Annotated in this window: 13 protein-coding genes and 1 pseudogene; 9 read left to right on the top strand and 5 right to left on the bottom strand. The window is 72.3% G+C overall.

The genetic code is table 11. The annotated features are described in order from the left end of the window. The first annotated feature begins 12 nt into the window (after window positions 1-12). The 3 genes from BJZ21_RS14675 to BJZ21_RS14665 are packed head-to-tail and all read left to right on the top strand — an operon-like array spanning window position 13 to window position 1,967. Window positions 13-726, top strand: coding sequence for a sortase domain-containing protein (locus BJZ21_RS14675; protein ID WP_179664427.1), 714 nt, complete (start codon window positions 13-15; stop codon window positions 724-726). Beyond that, window positions 723-1,145, top strand: a complete 423-nt coding sequence (locus tag BJZ21_RS14670) for a hypothetical protein (protein ID WP_179664426.1) — start codon at window positions 723-725, stop codon at window positions 1,143-1,145. Before BJZ21_RS14675 ends, BJZ21_RS14670 begins: the two co-directional genes overlap by 4 nt. A 9-nt stretch (window positions 1,146-1,154) precedes the next feature. Further along, window positions 1,155-1,967, top strand: coding sequence for a thioesterase family protein (locus tag BJZ21_RS14665; protein ID WP_179664425.1), 813 nt, complete (start codon window positions 1,155-1,157; stop codon window positions 1,965-1,967). Between the two features lie 58 nt (window positions 1,968-2,025). Here BJZ21_RS14665 and BJZ21_RS14660 read toward each other — a convergent pair whose 3' ends face one another. After that, window positions 2,026-3,399 carry a hypothetical protein gene (locus BJZ21_RS14660; protein WP_179664424.1) on the bottom strand — a complete coding sequence of 458 codons (1,374 nt, stop codon included), beginning with the start codon at window positions 3,397-3,399 and terminating at the stop codon, window positions 2,026-2,028. A gap of 59 nt (window positions 3,400-3,458) precedes the next feature. Next, the gene (locus tag BJZ21_RS14655; RefSeq protein WP_179664423.1) at window positions 3,459-5,012 is read right to left on the bottom strand and encodes a hypothetical protein; all 1,554 of its coding nucleotides are present in this window, start codon (window positions 5,010-5,012) and stop codon (window positions 3,459-3,461) included. 312 nt (window positions 5,013-5,324) lie between these two features. On the opposite strand from BJZ21_RS14655, the gene BJZ21_RS14650 reads away from it, so the two are divergent. Continuing rightward, window positions 5,325-8,618 (top strand): hypothetical protein, encoded by a 3,294-nt coding sequence (locus BJZ21_RS14650; RefSeq protein WP_179664422.1) that lies wholly within the window; start codon window positions 5,325-5,327, stop codon window positions 8,616-8,618. A gap of 280 nt (window positions 8,619-8,898) precedes the next feature. On the opposite strand, the gene BJZ21_RS14645 is transcribed toward BJZ21_RS14650, so the two are convergent. Continuing rightward, window positions 8,899-9,900: a hypothetical protein gene (locus BJZ21_RS14645; RefSeq protein WP_179664421.1), complete on the bottom strand. Its 1,002-nt coding sequence runs from the start codon at window positions 9,898-9,900 to the stop codon at window positions 8,899-8,901. A gap of 51 nt (window positions 9,901-9,951) precedes the next feature. Here BJZ21_RS14645 and BJZ21_RS14640 point away from each other — a divergent pair, with 51 nt between their 5' ends. Continuing rightward, window positions 9,952-10,356 carry an NUDIX domain-containing protein gene (locus BJZ21_RS14640; RefSeq protein WP_179664420.1) on the top strand — a complete coding sequence of 135 codons (405 nt, stop codon included), beginning with the start codon at window positions 9,952-9,954 and terminating at the stop codon, window positions 10,354-10,356. 4 nt (window positions 10,357-10,360) lie between these two features. Further along, window positions 10,361-10,672 carry a hypothetical protein gene (locus BJZ21_RS14635; protein WP_179664419.1) on the top strand — a complete coding sequence of 104 codons (312 nt, stop codon included), beginning with the start codon at window positions 10,361-10,363 and terminating at the stop codon, window positions 10,670-10,672. Window positions 10,673-10,777: 105 nt separating this feature from the next. On the opposite strand, the gene BJZ21_RS21460 is transcribed toward BJZ21_RS14635, so the two are convergent. Next, window positions 10,778-10,957: an excalibur calcium-binding domain-containing protein gene (locus BJZ21_RS21460; RefSeq protein ID WP_343052270.1), complete on the bottom strand. Its 180-nt coding sequence runs from the start codon at window positions 10,955-10,957 to the stop codon at window positions 10,778-10,780. 27 nt (window positions 10,958-10,984) lie between these two features. Then, a pseudogene (locus BJZ21_RS14630) lies at window positions 10,985-11,608 on the bottom strand (HNH endonuclease family protein); the annotation flags it as partial. A 119-nt stretch (window positions 11,609-11,727) separates the two neighbouring features. Between BJZ21_RS14630 and mshB the strand changes: the two are divergent. From mshB to BJZ21_RS14615, 3 genes are read left to right on the top strand one after another with little or no spacing between them, the layout of a single operon-like run. Then, window positions 11,728-12,627: an N-acetyl-1-D-myo-inositol-2-amino-2-deoxy-alpha-D-glucopyranoside deacetylase gene (gene mshB / locus BJZ21_RS14625; protein ID WP_179664418.1), complete on the top strand. Its 900-nt coding sequence runs from the start codon at window positions 11,728-11,730 to the stop codon at window positions 12,625-12,627. After that, window positions 12,627-13,019 (top strand): hypothetical protein, encoded by a 393-nt coding sequence (locus tag BJZ21_RS14620; RefSeq protein ID WP_179664417.1) that lies wholly within the window; start codon window positions 12,627-12,629, stop codon window positions 13,017-13,019. Before mshB ends, BJZ21_RS14620 begins: the two co-directional genes overlap by 1 nt. A gap of 11 nt (window positions 13,020-13,030) precedes the next feature. Then, on the top strand, window positions 13,031-14,407 hold the full coding sequence (locus BJZ21_RS14615) for a peptidoglycan binding domain-containing protein (protein ID WP_179664416.1): 1,377 nt from the start codon (window positions 13,031-13,033) through the stop codon (window positions 14,405-14,407). The last annotated feature ends 18 nt before the right edge of the window (window positions 14,408-14,425 follow it).

The raw sequence follows: 14,425 nt of genomic DNA, 5'->3' as shown, positions 1-14,425 counted from the left end.
AGCGGGGACCCGGTGAGCTCTGCTTCGCACGACCGGCGCCCGCGCCGCCGGGGCCGGCTGCTCGTGCTGGCCTTGGCGGTCGCGGTCCTCGGGGCCGTCCTCGTCACGGTGGCGGTGCGCGACCAGCAGAGCGCGCCGAGTCCCCGGGCCGCCGGACGGGTGCAGGCACCGACCCGTCCGGCCGCCGCCGGCCCGGACGGCCCGGGCGGCGGCAGGGGGAGTCGGCAGCCGGTGCCCCTGGGACCTTCGCGGCCGGTGCGCATCGCGATCCCCGCGATCGGCGTCGACTCCCCGGTCAACCCGATCGGCCTGGCCGAGGACGGCTCTCTCGCGGTGCCGCAGCCGGGCCCCCGTCTCGACGAGGCCGCGTGGTTCGAGAACTCTCCCACCCCGGGGCAGCCGGGCCCGGCGATCATCGAAGGCCACGTCGACAGCCCCGAGGGGCCGTCGGTCTTCTTCCGCCTCGGCGCGGTGAAGCCGGGGGAGATCATCAGGGTCTGGCGGGCCGACGGCATCGTGACCACCTTCCGGATCAACGCGGTCCGCGACTTCTCCAAGGCCAGCTTCCCGACCCAGCTGGTCTACGGCGGCGACCTGAGCGCGCCGACGCTGCGCCTGATCACGTGCAGCGACTTCAACACCACCACCCATCACCACGAGGGCAACGAGGTCGTCTTCGCCCACCTGGTCCACCACACCGACCACCCCGGAAGGGATGCCTCATGATCGCCCTGCACTCCCCGTGGCGGTGGGCCGTCGCGTCGCTGCTGCTGATCGATGCTGCCGTCCACGTGCCGCTGATCGGGGAACACCTCGAGGAGGCCCCCTACATCGGGGTCCTGTTCATCGTGCTGGCCGCGGCCTGCGTGCTCCTGGCAGCGGTGGTCGTCCTGGTCGACAGCCCGCTGGTGTGGCTCGGTTGCGGGATGTCGAGCCTGTTGGCGCTCGCCGCGTTCCTGCTCTCCCGCACCGTCGGCCTGCCCGAGATCGGTGACGACGTCGGCAACTGGGGCGAGCCGCTGGGCTACCCCGCGATCGCGGCCGAGGTGCTCACCATCTCGTTCGCCGCACTGGTGCTGGCCTCCGGCCAGCGGACGGCCCACAGCCACCGGCGTGGCACGCCCGCCAGGACGTCCCACCCGTAGGGTTTCGCCATGGGCTACGAGTTCGACGAGCAGGTCGAGGTCAGAGGCGCCGACGGTGAGTACGCCGCGGAGCTGTCGCCGGGCTGGCTGGTGGGCGGTGGCCTCAACGGTGGCTACCTGCTCGCGGTGGTCGGCAACGCGCTGCGCGCCTCGCTGCCCGGCAAGCCGGACCCGCTCACGATCAGTGCCTACTACCTCTCGGCCTCGGTGCCGGGCCCGGCGACGGTGAGCGTGGAGGTCCGCCGCGACGGCGGCAGTGTCGCCACCGCGGCGGTCGACCTGCGGCAGGGCGAGGAGGCTCGGCTGACCGCGCTGGCGACGTACGGCGACCTCGGCCGGCTCGGCGACGACGTGCGCACGACCGCGGAGGAGCCGGTGATGCCGCCGCCGGAGGAGTGCGTCTCGCACGCGTTCGCTCCGGAGCAGGTGCGCCGGATGGCGCCGATGCTGCAGCGCTTCGATATGCGCTTCCATCCCGGCCAGGTGGGCTGGGCGGTGGGGCAGCCCAGCGGCAACGGCCTGCTGAGCGCGTGGTTCCGGCTGGCCGACGGCCGGGAGCCGGACCCGATCTCGCTGCTGATGGTGGTCGACGCGCTGCCGCCGGTGACCTTCGACCTGGGGATGCCCGGCTGGGCGCCGACGCTCGAGCTGACCGCGCACGTGCGTGCGACGCCGGCCCCCGGCTGGCTGAAGGTCCGTCACGCGACGCGGAACATGGCCGGCGGCATGTTCGAGGAGGACTGCGAGGTGTGGGACTCCGCCGGGCGCCTGGTGGCCCAGAGCCGCCAGCTCGCCCGCCAGCCCCGGCCAGCGGCGGACTAGGCGCCCGCGCGGAAGCGACACGAGGCCCGGACCAGGGGCTGGTCCGGGCCTCGAGGGCTCAGTGCGTCGGCGGCGGCGGGGGAGGCGGCGGGGGCGGGTCGCTCGGCGGTGGGGGAGGCGGTGTGGATCCACCGCCGCCGGTTCCACCGCCTCCGCCACCACCGGTGCTGGGTGGAGCCTTGGTGGTGAGCTTCATCGCCGAGGAGCTGTTGCCGACGGTGCCGCCACCGTTGCCGACCTTGATGCGCCAGTAGCTGGTGCCGACGGTCGACGCCTTCAGGGAGACGCGGAACCTGCCGTCCCTGCCGCTCCTGCCGCTCTTGACCGCCTTCCACTGCTTGTGGACGTAGTGCTGGAGCACGACCTTGGCGGCTCGGCCAGGCAGCACCCGGCCGGTAGTGGTGAAGGTCTTGCCCTTGGTCACGGTCGCGTCGACGAGCCCGGCCTTGACCTTCGAGCGGACCAGGATCTTCAGCACCTTCGAGCCGCTGGCCTCGTACTTGGCGTTGCCGGCGTACTTCGCGTGGTAGGCCGAGTTGCGCGACGGGTACACCTTGAGCTGGTGGCCGGCCCTCGCGACCTTGAACGACTGGTGCTTGGTCCACTTCTTGCTGGACAGCGCCCGGGAGTCGAGGCGCAGCTTGCCCGCCATCGCCCTGCCGCCCACGGCCTGCCGCAGCAGTGCGGTCAGGCGGACGCTCTTGCCGTAGTCGATGGTGATCTTCGAGGGCGTCTTGCTGCCCTTGTTCAGCAGCGTCCGGGTGCGGTACCCCTCGAAGTCGTAGATCTTGTTGCCGTCGGCGCTGGCGACGCTGAGCCCGTCGACGTAGAAGGCGTTTCCGTCGCAGCCGAAGATGAAGCCGATGCGCGCCCCCTGGGCGTCGCCGCCGTGGGCTGCGACGAAGTCGGCGAGCGTGGCGTTCGGAGCGTCCTGGTCAGCGGTGCCGGTCGCGTCATAATGACGCCATTGGTACGAAGGGGTCGCGACGTTGATCGCGTGCCAGCCGGTGGAGGAGTCGGCCGGGAGCACGTACCTGCCTCGCCACAGGCCGGTGTCACCGTTGGGAACGAAGTCGACGATCGATTGCCCGCTTGCGTGGTCGCCGGGCGCGAAGACCCGGATCTGCGTGCCCGTCACGGTCGACGGGCTGGACACGTGCACGGTGGGCCCGTCTCCGAAACCGCTCTCCGAGGGCGCCCAGCCGATGGAACGGGTGCCGTACGGGGGCTGCTTCGGTCCCTTCGCGATCCGGAAGGCAGCATGCTGGTCGGCGTTGGCACTGGGGTCCAGGCAGCCGCGGTCTGCGATCTTGATGTCGCTGGCGGCGAAGTGATCGCCGTCCACGCGGGTGGTGCCGACAGCGGTCGCGGTGGCCATTGACGTCAGGACGAGCGCGGCGGTGCTGAACGCACCGATGAGGACTCTGCGCATGATCTTCCTCGCCGAGAGTGGGTGGTTCCCCGAGCCGGTCTCAAGGGGGCGTCAAGGTATCACCGGACTCCGACGAGCTGGTCGGGATCGACGTCGCCGTCGTGCACGGCCGGACCGTGCTCTACCCACCACCGGGCACCCGCGGCCGCCCAGTGGCCGTCGTGCCCGGCCAGCTCCGTCAGCTGGGGTGCGCCACTCATGCCGAGCGCGAACATCGCTGCATGCTGCTCGACCGGTCGGGAGGACTCGGTGATGCCGCCGAGGATCTCTTCGGCCTCGGGGGCCGGCAGCGCACCGCGGGCCAGCCCGATATTCAGCAGCGACCGGGAGCGCACCGAGCTGCGCTGCTCCTCGAGTGCTGCCTGCAGCAGGTGACGACGACCGTGTGGGTGACCCACGCGCATCAGGACGGTCCAGGCGCGGGCCGCGATGACGTCGTTCTCATGCCCACCGAGCTCGAGGCACTCCTGGGCGACGGCGGGGGCGTAGGGACTCGCCGCCAGCAGCAGTGCGGCCTGGTGGCGGCGTGCCTTGTGGGCGTGGAAGAGCGCCTCCCGCATCAGCCGGGTGAGCATCGCGTCGGGGTCGGCAGGGCCGTGTGTCGGCGTCCCGCGCTGCACCTTCGTCGAGATCTCCTGGACGACCGCCGCGGTCTGGGACCACGGCAGCAGCTCGCCGTCCTGGCGGGCGCGGGTCACGAGCTGGTAGGCACGCCGGGTGCGCAGGGCGCCGGAGAGCCGCTCCCACGACCAGTCCGGCAGCTGGACCGCGAGGTCGAAGGAGTCCAGGCGGGTGTCGAGCGAGTCGCCGCGGCGCAGGTTGCCGACGACGTGGCGTTCGAGCTCCTCACACACCTCGTCCGGGAGGTGGCCGCGCGCGAGCTTGGTCGCGGACACCGACTGTGCGGCGCGGCGTAGGCCGGGGTTGTCGGAGTGCAGCATCCGCAGGACCAGGTCGTTCGCCGCCGGGTTCGGCACTTCGGCCAGCAGGTTCAGCACCGGGGCCATGACCTGGCTGTCGGGGTGGACCACGAACGAGCCGAGCGCACGCGTCAGGTGGCGCTGGCCCTCGGGATGACGGATGAGAAGCGCCGCGGCCTCATAGCGTCGGACGAAGCCGGCGCCGCTGGCCGTCGCCAGCTCCCTCACCAGGCGGTTGCACAGCCGCTGCCACTCGGCGGACCGGAGGAAGACTCGGTCATAGCCGGAGAGCTCGCTGACCAGGCGTAGCCACTCGCCGCCATGGGCGAGTCCCCCCACGGCTCGGTCGATGAGGTCGTCGACGTCGTCAGCCGTGATCGTGTTCTCGGTGGCGGCGACCTCACGTAGCGATTTCCCGCTGCCGAACGCCCGGCGGAGACCCGCCACGACGGCCACCAGGGAGCCTTCCGCTGCGCCGAGGGCGGTCTCGTAGGAGGCGATCACGTGTAGCGGAAGCGGCTGTTGCCCAGACTCCCACCGCGAGACGCGGGAGTTGTCGACCTTCACCCCGCGGTCTCGCAGAGCCTTGAGGAAACCCTCACGACGGGCGAGTGCGGCGTCCGGGCCCAACAGCCTGGAGGTGGTCAGCAGCCACGCGATCCGCTGGTCACAGCCGATCGCGTGTGAGGCCATGGGGGAGCGGTCCTCAGGCAGCCGTTGCGGTCGCCCGCGCCGCCGATCTGCGCCGTCCGAAGCCCCCGGCTGCGGCATTCGTCTTCCCCCCGATCCCCCGGTTCCCATCCCAGCCCCGCGACTGGCGGGCCCATTTATTGCAGAAACCTGTGACCTCTGCAACAAGAACGCTCGAACTGGTCTGGTCTCCCTACTGTCCCAACTGTCACCTGAGGAATCAGTGCTCGGGTGCTTCGAAACCTGGGCCCTCGTGTCGGCCCGATGCTCGGGCGGGGGAGTGCCTCGGCCGAATCTTCATCCGGAAGGAACAACATGAACAGCAGCGGCATCAAGCGGGGGCTGGCGGCTGGCGCCATCTCCGCTCTGGCGGTGACGGGTCTCCCGTTCCTCGCCTCTTCGGCCTCGGCCAACCCGGCGGTGGACCAGCTCCCGGCGAACGCCGTGGTGCTGCAGACCCCGGACGACCTCGGCGCGGCCTCCATCAAGAACGACGGCCAGAACGCCACCGTGCACCTGCTCGCCAACGCGGGCAGCGACGCGGTCCAGGTCCGGTTCGAGTACTCCACCACCGGTGTGGCCGGCAGCTGGTCCACCATCGCGACCGTCGGCCGTAGCAACGGTGTGTTCTCGACCGAGTGGGCCCCGCCGACCTCGGTCTACAACCTGGACGTCCACGTCCGTGCGACCGCGATCAACAACGTCGGCACCGACGGCGCCAGCGACGACAACGTTGCGACCGTGACGAGCAACGCCGACTCGATCGACATCTCCAACGCCGCCGGCTCGGCTGTCGGCGTCTTCGACCAGCCGTACGCCACGACGGGTGGTGGCCGCGCGACCGCGGCGACCTCCGAGCTGGGTGCGGCCTCCGCCACCACGTCCGACGTGTCTTCCAACCCGGCCGTGAAGTTCTCGACGCCGTACAACACGACGACCACCGACGAGGACGTCGCCGGTACGCCGGCCGACGGCTCGCGCTCCGTCTCCGGGCCCGTGGACTTCTCCGGCTACAACTGGGGCACCGCGACGGACGCCGACCAGGCGATCGTGAAGGCGAACGTCGGCACCGGCGGCTCCGACGCCGAGGCCGTCACGCTGTACCAGCAGAAGATCACCGCGGTGACTGCCGCGGCGACCTCGCCGACCGTCCAGGGCAGCAAGCCGACTTCGGCCACCGTCACGGTCAAGGACCAGAACGGCAACCCGGTCGTCGGCGCCGAGGTCGTGCGCGAGGACAACAACGCGATCAAGTACACCGACTCGAAGGGCGAGGCGTCCTTCGACAACCTGACCGGCTCGACCTCCGGCACGACGTACAAGTTCTACGTCAACACCGGTGACGACGTGACCTACAACAACGGCGCCGACTTTGAGCGCTCCGTCACGGTCACCTCGTACAGCGCGAGCGCTGCGTCGATCACCCCGTCGTCGGCCGACGGCACCGCCTTCGACGACAACGAGTACTCGACCGGTGACATCACCGCGGTGGTCAAGGACCAGAACGGCAACCCGCTCGACGGTCAGGTCGTCCGCTACTACTGGACGGTCACCCCCTTCGACGCCACCACCGGCTACCCGAAGGACCTGCCCGAGTCCTCGGCCACGTCCCAGAACGGCGGGGTCGCGACTCTCGACTTCCCGACCGGCCAGCCCTCGGGCACCTACGTCCTGCACACCTACATCAACCAGGACGGCACGCCCGGCCAGGGCGACAAGGACCTCGGTGGCCAGGCACTCACGGTGAAGGCCGGCCAGGCCGACATCGAGTGGGCCGACGGCTCCGTGGCGCAGGCGCAGTCCAACAGCACCAAGACCTTCGGTGCCTCCCTCGTGCTCGAGGACGGCACCCCGCTGGCGGGTCGCAACATCCTGCTCAACTGGAGCCCGACCGGCAACGCCATCGTCGCGGCGCAGTCGGCGCAGCCGGCGGGCACCACCCGCACCGGTGACACCACGGCCAAGACCACGACGGGCGCCGACGGCTCCTTCGCAGTGGCGCTGACCGACCCGCCGGCGACCGGCACGCCGCCGACCCCGGCGAACGAGAAGGGTGGCAAGCTCACCGCCTCCACCACTGCGACGCCGAAGATCGGTGACGCCGGTGACTCGAGCGACCTGACCGTGGACTTCCTCAAGTCCACCGCGCCGGCCGACGCGAGCGACATCACCGTCAAGATGGATGACCTGATCAACGGCGAGGCGACCCCGGGTCGTCCGGTCGACCTGGACATCAGCGTCACGAACGCCGACGGCGACACGCTGACCGACTACCCGGTCACCGTCTCCGTTGACCACGGCTTCCTCAGCCCTGACGCCGAGACGGCGAGCAAGCTGACCGCCGACCCGGCTGCGGCCGAGGGTGGTCTGTACGGCGAGTGGAAGCCGGTCGGCACGTCGAAGGAGCTCAGCACCGACGACACTGGCGCCACCGGCATCGTTGCGGCGATCGAGGACGACAAGGGCTTCGACACCAGCGACACCGTGACCACGACGGTCACGATCAAGGCCGGTGACATCACCGTGACCAAGTCGATCAACTTCGAGTCGATCGACCCGCTCAACGGTGGTGCTGTCAAGGTGGAGCGTGCGGCTGCCAACCAGCAGTCGGTCACGATCCTGCCGAAGGCCCCGACCAACGAGTCGGTCGAGTACAACGTGTTCACCACCGACCAGTTCGGCAACCTGGTTGAGGGCGAGAACGTCGACCTGACCGACGACCTGGCCGGCGCGTACATGAACACCCATGACGACAGCGAGACGGTGCAGTCCCAGCTGAAGAACCAGAGCCCCGCTCTGGAGGTCAGCTCGGATGTCGAGGGCGACCAGACCGTTACCGGCACCTGGACCGCCCCCACCACCACGTGGACCGACGGTCAGCCTCTGGTCGATGGCTTCCAGAAGGAGACGACTCTCGGGGCGAACAGCACCAAGAGCGGCACGAAGAAGCTCACCGACGACGGCGAGACCGTCAACTGGTACATGATCGACTTCGCCAAGTCCACCTACACGATGACCCACGACACCGCGGACACCGTCCCGGTGGGGAGCACCGTGCTGGAGACCTACAAGGCGATCGACCAGAACGGTGAGCCGATCGAGGGCGTTCAGGTCGGGTTCTTCCGCACCGGCCCCGACCAGTACCAGGACGGCGACTTCAACAGCTACGTGACCACCAACTCGGCCGGTCAGGCGAGCTACGTGTTCGCAGGTGCTGACGAGGGCAAGGCCACCATCCAGGGTCTGATCACCGACTACAGCAACTACGGCGGTGACCAGATCGTCCCCGAGAGCCGGGCGACCGACACGGTCACCTTCGCCCGCAAGGCGGTCCACTACCTGAACATGAAGCTTCAGGCGTGGAACAACGGTGGTCACGACGACGTGCTGCACGTCAACGCCAACAAGTACGGTGCTGGCCTGACCGCCACCATCTACCGCCACACCAAGCACGGCCTGAAGAAGGTCACCTCGGTCGTCCTGAACGGCCACGGCAACAACAAGGTGACCGTGGCGGACAAGAACGGCCGCAGCTTCACCAAGTACGTGGCTCGCGTCGCTGCGACCGACGCCACGCACAAGGCCCACGCCAAGCGTCGGGTTCGCTGACCTAGCGGTCACACGGTGAGAGATTCCCGGGGCGCCTCTGGCGCCCCGGGATGACCTCCCAGAAGGGGGCCCTGCTCCCGCAACCCCCAGCACTCTTGGTAGTACCAAGTCGGGACACACAGACGCGGTCCGGGCCATTCCCTGTTTGCCGCTGCGCGAGAATGGTCCGGACCGCTTGTCTCACCCTAGGGCATGTGGTCTAGCAAGCCCGGCAGCAGGCGCCACTCAGCGAGTGGCGCCTTTCTGCGTTTCCCGGGCGATTCGGCGGTCGAATCCCGGGTCACCCGGGTGGGCGGAGCGCGACGAGCCAGCGGCGGCGCGGGTGCTCGGTGACCGTCCACAGCTGGTCGCGGGACGGCCAGGCCGACAGGTCCTCCGGGCCCATGGGGGACGCCCAGCGGTGGGACCGGAACGAGCCGGGCGTGCCGGCGTACAACGAGCCCGGCGTGCGGGTGCCGTGCGAGACCGACAAGAACGTGCGCCCACCGAGGCAGGCGACGCCCTGCACGCCCTTGACCCCGAGGTCCTCCACCGCCAGCGGCGCGGCGACCCCGCCGGCGTCGGTGGCGGGCAGCTGTGAGACCGGGTCCAGCGCGAAGCGGGCGAGCCGGGTGGTCTGCCGGCCGCGGCCGTACTCGCCGACGACCAGCTGCGGTGGAGCGGTGCTGCGGTCCAGCGAGAGGCAGGAGTAGCGCAGCGGCTGGGTGCCCTCGTCACTGTCCGCCCGGTGCTGGAATCGGGCCGGCAGCGCGTAGCGGTAGCCGAGCGCGTCACGCGGGTCGCGGACCCGCACCAGGTCGTCGAGGCGGAACGTCCAGAACCCCCGGGCGGTCGCGGTGACGTGGAGGTGGGGACCCCACCACACCAGGCCGCCGGCGTGCACCCGCAGCGGCTTCCCGCCGGGAGTCAGCAGCAGCACGTGCTGGTAGCACCGCGCGTCCAGGTCGAGGAACGAGATCCGCGTGCCGTGCGTGGGCTCCCCGCCGACGGGTTTGGCATACCAGGACACCGCCACCATCCGCCGCCCGTGCACCTCGCCGGTCTCCGAGGCGTCCGCGGAGGTCGAGACGCCCTGCGGCCACCACTGCGTCGTACGCCGGTCCTCGCGGTCCCACGTGAGCGCGTGGCGCACCCGCAGGCCGGGGCCGAACCCGCGCCGGGCCCGACGCGCCAGGTCGTCGAGCACACCGGGCAGCCCCACCCGCTCGCCCAGCCGCCGCACGAGCGCGTCCAGCTCCGGGCCCGGGTCGGGCGAGCGGGTCAGGCGCAGGGCGGACGTCATGAGCTCACCGTAGGCGAGCAGCGGCGGCCCGGCTTCGCTACGGTCACGGGCGTGATCGACGTCGTCGGAGCCGCGCTGGTGCACGAGGGCCGGGTGCTCGCGGCCCGGCGTACCCACCCTCCCGAGGCCGCCGGCCGCTGGGAGCTGCCCGGCGGCAAGGTCGAGGACGGCGAGACCCGCGACGCGGCCCTGGTCCGTGAGATCGCCGAGGAGCTCGGCTGCCGGATCGTCCTCGACCACTGGCTCGACGGCGCCGTCCGCATCGGGCCGCGCCACCGGCTGCTGGTGGCCCTGGCCCACGTGGTCGAGGGCGAGCCCCGGCCGCACGAGCACGACCTGGTGCGCTGGCTCGGCCCCGACGAGCTCGACGACGTCGACTGGCTCGAGCCGGACCGGCCGTTCCTGCCCGAGCTGGGCAGGCTGCTGCGCGGCCACGTCGGCCGACCGGGACAATAGAGAGGTGCGTGGCATCTTCTTTGACGAGGGCGACGCCCGGGCGGTGGCCGCCCGGCTGATCGGCGACGGGTACGACGCCTCCGTGGTCCGCGAACGCCTCGCCGGCGAGGACGACGACGAGGACCACCCCTGGGCGGTGCTGACCGACGCGCCGGCGATCGCGCTGGAGCTCCTGGTCGACGAGTACGCCGGCTGGCTGGACGAGGATCTCGACGGGCACGGCCACCGATCAGCCGGGTCCGATCAGCGGTCGGTGGGCCCCGCCGTGCCGCCGCTGGACCTGCCGAGCGCGCCGAAGCGGATCAAGAAGCCGTAGGCCGCCGGCCCCAGGCCCAGGTTGAGCTCCGGAGTGTACGAACGTGCGTACACCGCGGAGCGAGCTGTGACGCCCGGAGCCGCCTGCTCGATCCGGCCGACGTTCTCACTCGCAGGCGACCCCGTCGCCGTCGCCGTCCAGCCGGGTCGAGTAGCCCGGATCGCCCCGGTGCAGCGGCGCCGCGCCCGCCGCCCGGGCGGCGTCGCAGCTCGCGTACGGGTCGGAGCCAGAAGCGCCGTCCGCGGTCGGCGAGGCGGGCGGGTCGGCGGGGTCGGTGACCCGCACCGGCACCAGCACCGGCGCCCCGGAGTCGGCCGGCAGTCGCTGCTCGGGGCAGGAGCCCAGCACCCGCTCGATCGCGGCCCGTTCCGCGGGGGTGACCCACAGGTCGTACTTGGTCTTCACCGCGACCTGCCGGGCGACGTAGCTGCAGCGGTAGGCCTTGTGCGGGGGCAGCCAGGTGGCCGCGTCGCCGTCGCCCTTCTGGCGGTTGGCCGAGGCGTCGACCGGGAGCAGGTTGAGCGGGTCGTTGGCCAGCGCGGCCCGCTCGCGGATCGGCTCCCGGAACGCGCCGGTGGCCCAGGCGTCGCCGAGCGCGACCACGTGGTCGATGTCGACCAGGGTGCCGTCGCCGCGCACGAAGTGGATCGTGGTGTCGGTGTAGGGGTCCGCCAGGTCCCCGGCGGTGACCACGCAGTCGTGGGTGCCCGGCTCGACGACCACGTCGGTCAGGTGGGCGGCGAGCACGTCGTTGCGGGTGTCGCAGCCGTTGCGGTCCGCGTCCAGCCACGCCGGCCCGAACCGGTCCCGGTCGTAGCCGGTCATCGGCGCCCGGCCCTTGACCGGCAGCCGCTCGAGCGCGGCCAGCGCGGCGCCGCCGCCGGCCGGTGCCCGGGTGTGGCCGGGCCGACCGCCGGTCGCGGCCGGCACGTCCACCGCGCAGCCGGCCAGCCCGGAGGCGAACAGGGTCGGCAGCAGGGCCGCGAGCAGGGTCGGGGCGGTCGGGGGGAACGGCACGCGCCGTATCGTGCCGGGTCGCTCACTACGATCGACGCATGACCCCTGACCAGCGTCTCCTGCTCGTGCACGCCCACCCCGACGACGAGTCGATCAACAACGGCGCCACCATGGCCAAGTACGTCGCCGAGGGCCGCGGCGTCACGCTGGTGACCTGCACGGGCGGCGAGATGGGCGAGATCCTGGTGCCCGAGCTGGAGCACCTCGAGCCGCACGAGCTCGCCGAGCACCGCCGCGGCGAGCTGGCCGCCGCCATGAAGGCGCTCGGCGTCACCGACCACCGCTACCTCGGCGGCTTCGGCACCTTCCACGACTCCGGCATGCAGTGGCACGAGCAGGGCCACGCGGTGATCGGCGACGAGGTGGGGGAGCAGGCGTTCTGGAACGCCGACCTCGCCGAGGCCGCCACCCACCTGGTCGAGGTGATCCGTGAGGTCCGTCCGCAGGTGCTGGTGACCTACGACCAGTTCGGCGGCTACGGGCACCCCGACCACATCCAGGCCCACCGGGTGGCGATGTACGCCGCCCAGCTGGCCGCGGTCCCGTCGTACCGCCGCGACCTCGGCGAGGCCTGGGACATCGCGAAGATCTACTGGACGGCGATGTCGGAGAGCCGGATGCGCGAGGGCCTGCGCCGGCTGCGCGAGGCCGGCGACACGGTGAGCTACGAGGGCATGGACCCCGACGGGCCGCTGCCGTACTTCGTGGTCGCCGACGAGGACCTCACCGCCGCGATCGACGCCCAGGAGCACGTCGAGGCCAAGATGGACGCGATGCGCGCGCACGCCACCCAGATCACCACCGAGGGCCCGTTCTTCGCGCTGTCCAACAACGTCGGTAGCGCCGCCTGGGGCATCGAGCACTACCGGATCGCCAAGGGCACCCCGGGGCCGGCCGGCCCGGACGGCCTGGAGACGGACCTGTTCGCCGGGCTGTGATGCGGCTGCTCACCCGGGTCGCGGTCGCGGTCGCGCTGCTGGCGCTCGGCGCCGGCACCGCGGTCGCCTCGGTCGCCGTGCACGAGCTGGGCTGGGCGCTGCCGCTGGCGGTCGCGGCCACCCTGCTGACGCTGGTCGCGCTGCCGGCGGGCTGGTGGACCCGGCTGCCGTTCGCGCTCGGCTGGACCTGCCTGGTCGCCTGGGTGGTCGGTCCGCGCCCGGAGGGCGACTACGTGATCAGCTCCGACGTCCAGGGGTACGTCGTGGTCGGGCTGGCGCTGCTGGTGCTGGTCCTCGGCATCGCGACTCTGCCGCGGCCGGGCGGCCGGGCCCGCGAACCGGACGCCACCGGGACGGCGGGTGAGCGCGAGAGCGCCGGGATCCGCTCCTAGGATCGGTGCCCGTGGAGGAGCGACGCGAGCGGGCCGGCGGCGGCGTCGTGCTGCTGGTGGTCGCGGTGCTCGCGCTGCTGGTCGGCGGCGGCTGGGCCGCGGCCTACTACCGGGCCGGCGACACCCTCGCCCACGGCACCAGCGTCGCCGGCGTCCGCGTCGGAGGCCGGACCGCCGCCGAGGCGGCGGACGTGCTGCGGGCGGCGTTGCGCGGTCGGGCCACCCGGCCGATCACCGTCAGCACCACCCGGCGCACGCTCGCGGTCAGCCCGGTGCGGGCCGGCCTCGGCATCGACTACGCCGCCAGCGTCGACCAGGCCGCCACCCGGCGCAGCTGGCGGCCGGCGAAGCTGTGGCAGCACTACTCCGGCGGCTCCGACCTCGACCCGGTGATGAGCGTCGACGAGACCCGGATGGCCGCGACCGTCGCCCGGCTGAACCGCCGGCTCGGCACACCCGCCCGCGACGGCGCGCTCGCGTTCCACGGCGACCGGGTCCAGGTCACCCGGCCCCGCACGGGTCACCAGCTCGACCCCGCCGAGACCGCGGCCGCGTTGGAGGCCGCGTTCGTCGACGGCGTGCCCCAGGCGCAGCTGACCCTGCACGACGTCGCGCCGGTGATCGACGACGCGGACCTGCAGCGGGCGCGCAACCAGGTGGTGAACCCGGCGCTCTCCGGGTCGGTCCGACTGCTCTTCGGGGCCACCCCGGTGCGGCTCCAGCCGCGGGCGTTCACCGCCGCGCTGCGCCTGGTCGCCCGCGACGGCCGGCTGGTGCCGCGGGTCGACGCCGGCCGGCTCGCCCGCGTGGTCGGCGACCCTGCGACCTACGACCGGCCCGCGGTCGACGCGACCGTCCGGCTGGCCGACGGCCGGATCTCGGTGGTGCCGCCGACGCCGGGGGTCGGCTACCGGGCCGACGACGTGGCGCGGGCGTTCGGCCGGGCGGTCCGCCGGCCGCCGGGGCGCCGGACGGCCCGGGTCGCTGGCCACGCCGTACCTCCTCGGGTGACCGCCCGCGACGCCCGGGCCTGGCGGGTCCGCCAGGTGGTCGCGACCGCGTCCGCGCGGACCCGCAGCGACCGGCTGGGCCCAGCCGTGCAGGCCCTCGACGGCGCGGTGCTGGCGCCGGGCCGGACGCTCGTGCTGTCTCAGGTGCTGCGCGACCTGGACACCACCCCGGGCGCGGACCGGCTCGCCGGCGCGCTCGGCACGGCGGGGGAGCGGGCCGGGCTCGAGGTCAGCGGCGACGGCACCGGACTGCGGCTGCGCAACCCGGGCGGCTCGGCCGTGCTGCTGCACGTGACCATTCATGGCTCGGCGCACGGCTCGGGGCACCGCGCGGGACCGCAGTGGGTGGTGCGGGTGCAGGCCTGGTCCCGCGGCTGACCGCCCGGCCGGCCGGGC

Origin of the sequence: Nocardioides panaciterrulae (assembly GCF_013409645.1) — a bacterium.
Taxonomy (GTDB): Bacteria; Actinomycetota; Actinomycetes; order Propionibacteriales; family Nocardioidaceae; genus Nocardioides; species Nocardioides panaciterrulae.
Note: the sequence above shows the minus strand (reverse complement) of the source record. Positions and strands in the feature narration are given on the sequence as shown.